This is a genomic window from Faecousia intestinalis (assembly GCF_040096185.1).
Taxonomy (GTDB): Bacteria; Bacillota; Clostridia; order Oscillospirales; family Oscillospiraceae; genus JAZOXB01.
On record NZ_JBBMFF010000117.1, the window covers coordinates 1 to 10,487 of the forward strand.

General features: G+C 58.8%; 13 protein-coding genes. 3 read left to right on the forward strand and 10 right to left on the reverse strand.

Going from position 1 to position 10,487, the window contains the following annotated elements; genetic code table 11:
• Positions 1-262: 262 nt before the first annotated feature.
• Together WMO66_RS02225 and WMO66_RS02230 are read left to right on the forward strand one after the other, a co-directional pair.
• The gene (locus WMO66_RS02225) at positions 263-886 is read left to right on the forward strand and encodes a hypothetical protein (protein WP_349134779.1); all 624 of its coding nucleotides are present in this window, start codon (positions 263-265) and stop codon (positions 884-886) included.
• 452 nt (positions 887-1,338) lie between these two features.
• On the forward strand, positions 1,339-3,222 hold the full coding sequence (locus tag WMO66_RS02230) for an S-layer homology domain-containing protein (protein ID WP_349134780.1): 1,884 nt from the start codon (positions 1,339-1,341) through the stop codon (positions 3,220-3,222).
• A gap of 68 nt (positions 3,223-3,290) precedes the next feature.
• Here WMO66_RS02230 and WMO66_RS02235 read toward each other — a convergent pair whose 3' ends face one another.
• From WMO66_RS02235 to WMO66_RS02275, 9 genes are all read right to left on the reverse strand, one after another.
• On the reverse strand, positions 3,291-3,833 hold the full coding sequence (locus WMO66_RS02235; protein ID WP_349134781.1) for a hypothetical protein: 543 nt from the start codon (positions 3,831-3,833) through the stop codon (positions 3,291-3,293).
• A 46-nt stretch (positions 3,834-3,879) separates the two neighbouring features.
• Positions 3,880-4,554 (reverse strand): hypothetical protein, encoded by a 675-nt coding sequence (locus WMO66_RS02240; RefSeq protein WP_349134782.1) that lies wholly within the window; start codon positions 4,552-4,554, stop codon positions 3,880-3,882.
• A gap of 21 nt (positions 4,555-4,575) precedes the next feature.
• Positions 4,576-5,133, reverse strand: coding sequence for a hypothetical protein (locus WMO66_RS02245; protein ID WP_349134783.1), 558 nt, complete (start codon positions 5,131-5,133; stop codon positions 4,576-4,578).
• 66 nt (positions 5,134-5,199) lie between these two features.
• Complete coding sequence (locus tag WMO66_RS02250; protein WP_349134784.1) at positions 5,200-5,646, reverse strand: hypothetical protein; 447 nt, start codon at positions 5,644-5,646, stop codon at positions 5,200-5,202.
• A 122-nt stretch (positions 5,647-5,768) separates the two neighbouring features.
• Entirely contained in the window at positions 5,769-6,206 is a 438-nt protein-coding gene (locus WMO66_RS02255) for an RrF2 family transcriptional regulator (protein ID WP_349134785.1), read from the reverse strand.
• Positions 6,207-6,294: 88 nt separating this feature from the next.
• Positions 6,295-6,543 (reverse strand): sporulation transcriptional regulator SpoIIID, encoded by a 249-nt coding sequence (spoIIID, locus tag WMO66_RS02260; RefSeq protein ID WP_349134786.1) that lies wholly within the window; start codon positions 6,541-6,543, stop codon positions 6,295-6,297.
• Between the two features lie 121 nt (positions 6,544-6,664).
• Positions 6,665-6,946, reverse strand: a complete 282-nt coding sequence (locus WMO66_RS02265; protein ID WP_349134787.1) for a hypothetical protein — start codon at positions 6,944-6,946, stop codon at positions 6,665-6,667.
• A 65-nt stretch (positions 6,947-7,011) separates the two neighbouring features.
• A complete protein-coding gene (gene spoVAC, locus WMO66_RS02270; RefSeq protein ID WP_349134788.1) occupies positions 7,012-7,455 on the reverse strand; it encodes a stage V sporulation protein AC in 444 nt (147 codons plus the stop codon).
• A gap of 510 nt (positions 7,456-7,965) precedes the next feature.
• Entirely contained in the window at positions 7,966-9,027 is a 1,062-nt protein-coding gene (locus tag WMO66_RS02275; RefSeq protein ID WP_349134789.1) for an NAD(P)-dependent alcohol dehydrogenase, read from the reverse strand.
• Between the two features lie 215 nt (positions 9,028-9,242).
• Between WMO66_RS02275 and WMO66_RS02280 the strand changes: the two genes are divergently transcribed.
• Complete coding sequence (locus tag WMO66_RS02280) at positions 9,243-10,115, forward strand: DegV family protein (RefSeq protein WP_349134790.1); 873 nt, start codon at positions 9,243-9,245, stop codon at positions 10,113-10,115.
• A 29-nt stretch (positions 10,116-10,144) separates the two neighbouring features.
• On the opposite strand, the gene WMO66_RS02285 is transcribed toward WMO66_RS02280, so the two are convergent.
• Entirely contained in the window at positions 10,145-10,318 is a 174-nt protein-coding gene (locus WMO66_RS02285; protein ID WP_349134791.1) for a hypothetical protein, read from the reverse strand.
• Positions 10,319-10,487 lie beyond the last annotated feature (169 nt).

The following is a 10,487-nucleotide window of genomic DNA, read 5'->3' on the forward strand; positions in this document are numbered from 1 at the left end:
AGATCGCAGCCACCTATCTGAACATCTATTTCTATGGTCTGCCCTTTCTCTTTCTCTATAATATCCTGTCCTCCCTGACGCAATCGGTGCGCACCATTTTATCGATACCCGATACGAATCGCAAGCGTTGCGCCGGGAGCGGCATGCCGTTCCCCAACATTGGCCGGTGCGGACCATGAATCCCGTCCGGTAATTTTCCGCTTGCATTTTCCGGACGCTCCTGTTATGGTTGTAATAGCATCCGCCGAAAGGAGCGATCTCCATGATCTTCTACACCGCTGACCTGCATCTCGGCTATTTCCCCATCCTGCACGACACCGCGCGGCCGTTTTCCGGCGTGCCGGAGATGGACGAGGCCCTCATTGCCAACTGGAACGCCCGCGTCGGCGCAGACGACAGCGTATACATCGTCGGCGACTTCTCCTACAACGGCGGCGAGGCCCCGACGCAGTATCTCTCCCGCCTGAATGGCCGCCTGCATCTCATCCGCGGCAACCACGACACCGGCCTGAACCACGCCGAGCGTCTGCTGGACTACTGCGACAGCGTGACAGACTTTCTGGAGATCGACGACGGCGGCACGCACATCCTCCTGTGCCATTACCCGATCCTCCACGAAAAGGGCGGCTATATGATCCACGGCCACATCCACAATCAGCGCAACCATGCCTATGAAATTCTGAAGACCCTGCCGCGCGTTCTGAACGCGGGCGTAGACATCAACTTTTACCGCCCTGTTCCGCTCGACGAGCTGGTCGAAAACAACCGGAAATACTACAGCGAGGAATACCCCGAGCTGTTCCCGGTGCCGCCGCGCCCCGACCGCAGCGCACCCGGCCTCATGCCGCGCAAGCCGGACTTCCGCCCGCTCCCGCAGAGGCATTGATATGCGTGAGCGCCATGCGGACCCGCAAATTTCCGTGCACCATCGCCGACCGTGCAATGCTCCCAGATTTGTCATTGCGAGGAGGCCGTAGGCCGACGTGGCAATCTCACGCAACAGCCTACGGATTCGCCGAGGCTGCCCTGTTATCGGACCGGGTCCTGCAAGACTGTCACGTCGCTTCGCTCCTCGCAATGACACATCAGGGTGGTGCTGCGGTGCATCAGTGCTCTTGCGCGGTTGAATTACCCTAACAAGGCGGTCACCGACCGCTGCTGCAATAGGATATCTCGTCAAATTGCGTTCCCCCGGGCGCGATTTTTCTTCTCTATTCAAATCGACAAATTTTTTTAGTTTTTCAAACAAAGTATTAGACATTTTGAGCTTCGCGTGCTAGAATGAATACGGTTATTCTCACGAAAAGATAACGTTTTCAGGAAAAGGAGCGAGATAACATGAGATTCTTCCATCAGGCCGCGCGGCGTGCGGCAGTTCTGCTGCTGTGCCTCTCCATGCTGACCGGCATGCTGATCCCGGCCTTTGCAGCGACCACTGACCCCGCGACGGAAACGCCTGCCCACAACCTGGTCTACACCGACAATCAGGACGAAAACCACGACCCGATCTATAAGGTCTGGCTGACGGATGACGGCGTGAGCGGCGGCTCCGGTGAGACCGAGGACGGCTATGTCGTCGACCTGATCTACGCCGGTGCGACGCCGGAATTCCGCTTCAGCAGCGAAAAGCCCACCGAGCCGGTCGTTCTGACCGTCTATGAGCGCTACGAGGGCGAATCCGCCGTTGCAGCAAAGACCTACACCCTCTCCGAGCTGAAGGCGCTGGCTCAGACCGAGGTCGTCGGCTACCAGCACTGGAAGAACGGCAGTGAAAAGGTCATCGCCTCGAACCTCTATGCGACCGTCGGCAGCCTGCTGGCAGACGCCGGGGTCGAGTTCGGCGCGGGCGATGCCGTCACGGCGGCCGATCCTACGGACTTCACCTCGACGCTCACCTATGAGGACAGCGGCGTCTATAAGTATTATGTCAACGAAGACGGCGCGACTGAGGTCCCCGCTGCCATCCTGCTCTCGTGGAGCACCGGCTCCGGCACGCCCGAGGACATTGCGAAGACCGCCTATATCTCCGGCAGCCTCCGCTTTGCCTACGGCATCACCGAGCAGCAGTACGCCGATCAGTCCGCGCAGGGCAAGCGCCTCGCCTCCAATGTTGTTACGCTGACCGTCACCCATCCCGAGCGCGTCGTTCTGACCGTCTATGAGCAGGACGAGGGCGGCGAGGCAAGGGAAGTCAAGTCCTACAAGCCCTCCGAGCTGGCCACGCTGGCCACGGAAGGCGTCGCCGGTTATCAGTTCTGGAAGGGTACCAACGCCCAGCTTGTTGCCGCGACGGAATATGTCACCGTGAACGACCTGCTGACCGACGCCGGGGTCACGTTCTCCGATCTCGACACCCTGAAGGCCGCCGCGGCCGACGGCTTCAGCTCCGAGCTGACCTATGCCGGCAACGAGACCTATCGCTACTACATCACCGAAGACGGCAAGACCGAGGTCCCCGCGATCCTCGCGCTGACGTGGGCCTCCGGCTCCGGCACGCTGGAGGAAGTCGCCGCCGCCGCGAAGAACACCGGCAGCCTCCGCTTCTGCTACGGTATCAGCGAGCAGCAGTATGCAGACCAGTCCGCGCAGGGCAAGCGCCTCGCCTCCAATATCGCCACGATCACCGTCGTGCACGGCACGAAGGCCGAGGAGCCGTGGGTCAACCCGTTCCGCGATGTCACGGAGTCCGACTGGTTCTATGACGATGTCCGCTTTGCAAATCAGAACGGTCTCTTCAACGGCGTGGAGAAGGACCTGTTCGCTCCGGAGGAGCCCATGACCCGCGGCATGCTCGTCACAGTCCTGTGGCGTCTTAACGGCGAGACGGCCCCGAAGACCGCGACGACCTTCACCGATGTGGACGCCAACGCCTACTATGCCGACGCAGTCGCATGGGCCGCAGAGTCCGGCGTTGTCAACGGCATCGGCGGCAACAAGTTCGACCCGGAGGGCAATGTGACCCGTGAGCAGATCGCCGCCATTCTCTTCCGCTATGCATCGCTCAAGGGCGTCGACACGGCCGCGCGCGCCGATCTCACGGCCTTTCCGGACGCAGAGAAGACCAGCGCCTATGCGCACGACGCCCTCTCCTGGGCCGTCGCCGCGGAGCTCGTCAAGGGCACGAAGGAAGGCTCCACGATCTACCTTGACCCGCAGGGCAGCGCCACCCGCGCGCAGGTCGCCGCCATCCTCTCCCGCTATGCGCAGAATATCGTGAAATAAGCCAGACATAGGAATTCCCGCAGCAGGGGCAAAACCCTGCTGCGGGAACTGTTTTTATGTGGGTAGGGCTAATTGGCGGCCGTTAAAAGCGCTTCATCGTAGGCATCATAATATGCGGAATACGGCTGTAGAGAGGGATGCTCCGCCAAGCCATTTTCGCGCACAAACCGCAGGTCTTCCTCCGTCGCGTGCAGAAAGGCCGCGATCCGTTCGTGCCCGACCGAGTAAAACCAGCATTGGCCTCCCTTGAAAAAGGCCAGATCCTCCGCATTCTTCGGTCTGGACCAGTCGCTCAACCTGTCCGCCGCCTGCAGGACCTGCTTTGCCGCATCGCAGCAGCGGTAAACGTTGATTTTGTAAGTCGTATTTGGGCAGCAAGTCTCCGGCGTTCCCGGCCACGATGGATTCGTGCGGCTTCTGACCCGAAACGGCGCGAGCTGCGCCCTGGCCTGTCTGGCGCGGGCCGGGAGGCCTTTCCCGTAATAATTCACAAAGGCAAGCATGAAGAAATCTGCCTGTGTAAATGCATAATCAAGGAACAGCTGATACGCAGGCCCGGAACAGCGCTCTGCCGCCTGCCCCTGCGCGCTGATGTCAAGAATGTACTCCACAGCTTCCCCCTTGCTACCACCACTTCTTCGGTGTGAGATTTTGCAATCACTTCCGCTTTTCGTTGTCATGATAAAGCCCGACAAGCATATCATAGCCGATCGTGAGGGATTCCCTTCTGCAGAACAGGCGGTATCCTTCCGGCAGCTCGTCCCCTTCTACCCAGAACAGCTGCACTAGCTCGTTTCCGTCCTCGGAGAAGTTGGAAAAATATGTACTGCCGCCCTCTATGGTCTGCGACGGAGGGCCGTAGTTGTCCTGATAACGATCTGAGGAGATCAGCTGAATGGCGAAGCCGTCTTTGAGCTTCAGCCCCTGAAGCTGCGTATAATGAACGTTAAGCTCCATATCTGCCTCAAAATTGGCATAGGCCATGTCATGGTTAATATCGAAGAATCGATAATATGTTCCGAAAAGTGACTTTTCTTCCACAGCCTGAATGTACTTATGGCCGAGCAGTTCAACATCGACTTCCATTGTCCGCACCTGCCGGTCCCCCAGCGTGACTTCGGAAACATTCTGATCAACGAACTGGAAATCGAGCCAGTACTCCGCATTGAGCTGATAGAAGAAATCCGCCACCGAAGCAAACTTATAGTTCGTGTACTCGCGAAACTCCTGATAATCCAGATAATACCCGCGCGCGGTAAACAGCAGAAAACCGATCCCGCCGAATAGCAGAGCGCGAAGCAGAGAGCGTAAAATTCTTTTCCAGAATTTCATCTTTCTCTCTCCTTTGGTTTCTCATTTCTTCCACCATTCCTTCGGCTTGGGGTGGGCTTTCTTATAGTCGGCAATAAAATCGTAGTCCAGCGGGCCATAATATTTCTCCACAAACCCCAAAAACCGCTCCGCGTGCTTTTCCGGATAACCGATCGAGAATATTCTTCCGCATAACCATTCTGTATAGAAGATTTTCCTCTGCGCTTTGGGGATATATCCGCTTTCATCCGGGCGGTATATGTTCCCGCGCATGGTCGTAAATACCAACGAGGGCGGATCGCCGCGCGCTCCTGTCTGCACATAAACATTCATGACATCTTTCACATCGCTCCACGGCGTAACGCGGTAACATATCCCCCAGAATTTATGCCGGATTCCCTGTTCCGTCAGGGTATAAGACTTTCCGGTCACAATTGTTAAGGCAACACTGCAACTGACAAGGAACAACGTGCAGACCACTAAATCGTACTCTTTTGCCTGAAAGCTATCAATAACGTATGTCGCCATATAAACTGTCGTTACAGGAAAAATAAATCCGGCAGCATTCGCGATCGTATATTTCTTATCATTCTTCTTCATTTCCGGTTTTTCCGCCCCTCTCCAATGCAAAAATCGCCGTGTCCAGCGAGGGGCGCGGCGGCAGCATTATGGCAGAATAAAGATCGCGATCACGGGAAGCATACGCAGGAAAAAGCGCAGATAGGCCACGCTCTTCTGCGTCGCCCAGGCATAGAACTGCGCGTCCAGATCGTCCGGTATATCCAGCACCCACGGAATGGCGGCATAGGCCAGTGGCGCTGCCCCGCGCATGCACAGCAGGAACAGCGCAATGGACGGCAACGCGATCGATTTCGCCGGGGCGACCCCGACGGACGGCCAGAACCAGATGCCAAACAGCCAGAAATAGCCGAGAAATTCGGCCAGATCGTGCAGAATGAGCGCCCATTTCCGTGGGACGATGACGCGGCGGCACTTCATGCAGACATAGGGCGGGACCGGGTAGATCGTCTCCGTGCTGGTGGCCAGATAGCGCAGCCGCTCCCACGGCGTTTCACCCGGAACGGGATAATGGGTCTCCTGATCGTCAAACATCGCGTCCGTCTCTCTTCCTCCGCGGTCGGATCATAGTTCCATATTAACAGGCAGGATTCCATTTGTCAAGGAATTTCCTGTAAAAATATTCAATTTCTGCGCAGCTGCCGCACGGCGCTCCCTCAGATCATGTAATCATTGGCATAGTGCGCCCGCTGCTGGTCGAGCAGGTCCTGCAGCGTGATACCATCGAGGTATTCGTTGATGACGCGGTTCAGCCCGCGCCAGACCGGCAGCGTGGCGCAGTCCTCGCTGCGGGGGCAGTCGGCCGGGTCCTGCGCCGCGCACGGAACGGGCGCAAGGTCCCCCTCCGTCAGGCGCAGGATGTCGCCGACGGTGTACTGCCGGGGCGGCTTCGCCAGCATATAGCCGCCCTGATAGCCGCGATTTGTCTTCAGAAAGCCGGATTTGTTCAGGATCGGCACGATCTGCTCCAAATATTTCTTGGAGACCTCCTGCCGCAGGGCAATATCCTTGAGCGAAATATATTCGCCGTTCTGGTGCTCCGCCAGATCGACCATCATTCTCAGCGCATAGCGCCCCTTTGTAGAGATCTTCACCGGGCCGCTCCTTCTCCGCAGCCGCGCTGCGGCTTATTCTTTTTTGTATCATCATACCATAAATATGCCCGCTTTGCAAGGAAGCGCCTCAGTCCCCGCGATATTTTCGGCGCGTGGCCATGCCGCCGCGGATGTGGCGCTCCGCCTTGTTCTGCTCCATCACCGCCTTGACCTGCAGATAGAGCGCGCGGTTCCAGTGCGGCAGCCGCTCGGAGAGGTCCTTGTGGACCGTCGATTTGCTGACACCGAAATGCCTCGCCGCGGCGCGGACGGTGGCGTGGGTCTCGATGATGTACACAGCCAACTCACAGGCTCTCTGCTCAATGTTCTCCCTCATGTGCCTGACCCCCTTCGCTGTGCGTTCAGAACACTATATGCGTAAGGGACAGGCGAAACGCCAGAAAAATGCGGCGGACGCTGCCGTCCGCCGCAAAAGATAATGCAAATAGTCTGTCGGATCAGATCGTGCGCTCCACAACGCGCACCTGCGTGATCACATCGCGCAGACGGTCCTCGCCGGCCATGTATTCCAGTGCTTCTTCCGCCGTTTCGCACACTTTTTCCGTTTCGGGGTGGCCGCACTGGTAGATCGTGATCTTGTGATCCGTTCCATATCGGATCACACCATACAGCACGCCCTTCCATTCAAATTCGATCTCTGCGCCCCAGCTCAGACTGCGCTCGAAATCGCCGATCGACACAAAATCGTCGTTCTCTGCGAAAATCACGGCATCAGACACGGCCGGGCCCTCCTGTCAAGCGTTTTTTCTATCATACCACGATCCCGACCGACAGGCAAGGCAAATTACAGCATGGAACAAACCCAATAGATCACGCCGTAGATCACGCTTGCCGACAGGCCATAGACGATGACCGGCCCGGCGATGGTGAACATCTTCGCCGCCGTTCCCAGTACGAAGCCCTCCGTCTGGAACTCGATGGCCGGGGGCACGACGGCGTTGGCGAAGCCCGTGATGGGCACGAGCGTGCCCGCTCCGGCGAATTTTGCGATGTCGTCATAGACCGCAAAGCCCGTCAGGATGGCCGAGAGCAGCACGAGCGAGATGCTCACGGCCGCGCCCGCCGTCGTTTCGTCCAGCCCGAGCGCCTGATAGCCGTTCAGAAGCGCCTGCCCGATCGCACAGATCAGCCCGCCGACCCAGAAGGCGTTCATCAGATTTTTTCCTGTTTTTGACCGGGGCGCCAGCGCGTCCACATAGCGGCCGTATTCCTCGTTTGTCATGTGCATCCCTCCGCGTGTTTTATGCTAGTATACCGCACGGAGGACGTAGTATACAGAAATTTGGAATGGAATGCGGAAGCTCCCGGATTTGTCATTGCGAGGAGGCGCAGGCCGACGCGGCAATCTCGGGAAGGCACTGTCAGTTCGTACAGAGAACGATAAAACGTACAAACCAATTGCGTCTGTAGCGGCGCGTGCCATTTTAACGGCAGCCGGTACGAAACGGCACTGCCTTCCCGAGATTGCCACGGGCGCAAAGCGCCCTCGCAATGACAAATCGGAAGCCATCAGCATTTTAACGATAGTTTGCGTGAGCAGCGGGTACGCAAGTGGGCCGGGCGTATGATGCGCCCGGCCCGAAATGCGTGACGATATGGGGGGTGACATGATCGTCCACGCATGTTATCATGGCTTTGGAAGCAGCACTTGTGGCATTGGCAAGAGAGCCGGAAACGGTCACTCCCCTTTGCGGTCCTCGTGCTGCTTCTATTCATTTTTTCAGGCCCTTCAAATCGCTCAATCGAGGATCACGACCGGCTTGATGAGGTCGCGGGGTTTGTTCTTCATCAGCAGCAGGGCTTCCTCCATGTGCTCAAAGCCGTGGAAGCGATGCGTGATGAGCGGCAGGGTATCGAGGCGGCCGGTCTGCAGCAGCGCGGCCAGCTTCTCCATGCGCAGGCGGCCGCCGGGCATCAGGCCGCCCGCGATGGTCTTGTGGCCCATGCCGCAGCCCCATTCCGCGCGCGGGATGAGGACATTCTCGCCGCTGCCAAGATAGTTGACATTGCCGATGCGGCCACCCGGCTTGAGCATCTTCACGGCCTCGCCGAACGTGCACTCGGCATCGCCGCCCGCGATGATCACGCGGTCCACGCCGCGGCCGTTCGTCTTTTCCATGACCTGCGCAACGATGTCGCCCTCGCGGTAGTTCAGGATCTCCGTTGCGCCGTAGCGCCGCGCCGCCTCCGCGCAGACCGGACGCGAGCCGACTGCAAACAGCTGTGCCGCACCGTGCAGGGCCGCGCCCGCAACGGACATCAGGCCGACCGGGCCGATGCCGACGACGCAGACATCATCGCCGAACTGCACATCGGCCAGCTCCACGCCGTGGAAGCCCGTCGGGACCATGTCCGCCAGCATGACTGCTGCGACCGGATCGACATCCGCAGGCAGGTGAGCCATGTTGGCATCGGCCTCGTTGACGTGGAAGAATTCAGCAAAGACGCCGTCCTTGAAGTTCGAGAATTTCCAGCCCGCCAGCATGCCGCCGGAGTGCATGGAATAGCCCGCCTGCGATTCGAGCGCACCCCAGTCGGGCGTGATGGCAGGGATGATGACGCGGTCGCCGCACTTGAAGTCGCGCACGAGCGCGCCGACCTCAACGACCTCACCCACGGCCTCGTGACCGAGGATCATGTTGTGGCGGTCGCCGATGGCGCCCTCCCACACGGTATGGACGTCAGAAGTGCAGGGCGAGACGGCGATGGGGCGCACAATGGCGTCCAGCGGTCCGCACAGCGGGCGTTCCTTTTCAATCCAACCCGTTTTTCCGATCCCAAGCATTGCGTAACCCTTCATAAAAGACCACTTCCTTCCGCTTTATTTGATATGTTTATATCGATACTTTTGTATCTGTTTGGAGTATAGCATAGATAGGACTGTTTGTCAAGCCCGGAATTTCGGAAACGGTTTGTAAATTTCCCGCCGCGGTGATTGCTTTTCTTTGTAAAATCTGTTATACTGTCTAACAGAAAAGGCCCTGCCGTCAGCAGAGCCGAAACGGAGGGACTTTTATGTCTTTTGCGGTATTTACGGACAGCTGCTCCAATCTGCCGGGCAGCCTGCTGCAGCACTTTGGGATCCGGGTGCTCCCCTGCAGCTATACGGTGGACGGAAAGCAGATCATCTATGGCGGCGACATCGAGGCCTTTGATGCCCACACCTACTATGAACTGCTGCGGCAGGGCAAGCGCGTCACAACCTCCCTGCTCAACACGCAGGTCTTCCTCGATCATTTCCGCCCCGCGCTGGAGCAGGGGCTGGATGTTGTGTATGTCGGCCTGTCTGCCGGGATCAGCGGCACTTATCAAGCCGCGTGCATCGCGGCCGCGGAGCTGCGCGACGAATTCCCGGAGCGGACCGTCTGCCCCGTGGACTCCATGGGTGCGGGCTTCGGCACCGGCCTGCTGGCCTGCCGCGCAGCTGAGCTGCGGGACGAGGGCCGCAGTGCCGCAGAAGCCACTGCCGTGCTGGAGCAGGAGGTCCAGAACCTCTGCGAATTTTTCACGGTCAGCGACCTGATGTTCCTGCACCGCACGGGCCGTGTGCAGGCAGCCGCCGCACTGGTCGGCACGGTGCTGAACCTCAAGCCCATCCTCCGCGGCGATGAGGAGGGCCACATCGTCACCTGCGAAAAGGTGCGCGGCCGCGCCCGCGCCATTGCGAATCTGGCCGCGCGCTATGAGACGCGTGCCGTCCACCCGGAGCTGCAGCGCGTTGCCATCACGCACGGTGACTGCCCCGAGGACGCACAGGCGCTGGCCGAGCGCATCCGTGCCATCGCCGAGCCGAAGGAGCTGATCGTCTGCCCGCACGAGCCGTTCACGGGCGCGCATGTCGGCCCCGGCATGCTGGGCCTGTTCTTCTTCGGCAGCGGCCGAGCATAAGGCAGCACTGCATCCCTGCAGCTTCGGCCTTAATTCTCGCGCTTCCGCAGGCGTGTTACGAACGCCCGCAGCGCCGCCGCGTTGCGCAGATCGCTCGGGTCAAGCAGCCTGCGCTCCTCCGGCGAGAGCGTGCCGAGCAGGAAATACGCCTCCGGGTCGTTTTCGATCTGCTGGCCGAACGGTTTTCCGGTCTGTAACCACATAAAAAATCCCTCCCGACGCTATCGTGCGCCGGGAGGGTCATTTTATACCAGCTTGTCAAAAAAGTCCCTTCGGGATTTTTCGCCAAGCTGCTTTCAGAATTGCAAAATGAAATTTTGTAGTATTATTTTGCAATTCTGCCGCTGCGGCGGGTTATTGAACGCGAAAGGA

Coding starts and splice junctions, on each gene's coding strand:
- WMO66_RS02225 (WP_349134779.1), top strand. CDS start 263: ATGATCTTCTACACCGCTGACCTGCATCTCGGCTATTTCCCCATCCTG.
- WMO66_RS02230 (WP_349134780.1), top strand. CDS start 1,339: ATGAGATTCTTCCATCAGGCCGCGCGGCGTGCGGCAGTTCTGCTGCTG.
- WMO66_RS02240 (WP_349134782.1), bottom strand. CDS start 4,554: ATGAAATTCTGGAAAAGAATTTTACGCTCTCTGCTTCGCGCTCTGCTA.
- WMO66_RS02245 (WP_349134783.1), bottom strand. CDS start 5,133: ATGAAGAAGAATGATAAGAAATATACGATCGCGAATGCTGCCGGATTT.
- WMO66_RS02250 (WP_349134784.1), bottom strand. CDS start 5,646: ATGTTTGACGATCAGGAGACCCATTATCCCGTTCCGGGTGAAACGCCG.
- spoIIID (WP_349134786.1), bottom strand. CDS start 6,543: ATGAGGGAGAACATTGAGCAGAGAGCCTGTGAGTTGGCTGTGTACATC.
- spoVAC (WP_349134788.1), bottom strand. CDS start 7,455: ATGCACATGACAAACGAGGAATACGGCCGCTATGTGGACGCGCTGGCG.
- WMO66_RS02275 (WP_349134789.1), bottom strand. CDS start 9,027: ATGAAGGGTTACGCAATGCTTGGGATCGGAAAAACGGGTTGGATTGAA.
- WMO66_RS02280 (WP_349134790.1), top strand. CDS start 9,243: ATGTCTTTTGCGGTATTTACGGACAGCTGCTCCAATCTGCCGGGCAGC.
- WMO66_RS02285 (WP_349134791.1), bottom strand. CDS start 10,318: ATGTGGTTACAGACCGGAAAACCGTTCGGCCAGCAGATCGAAAACGAC.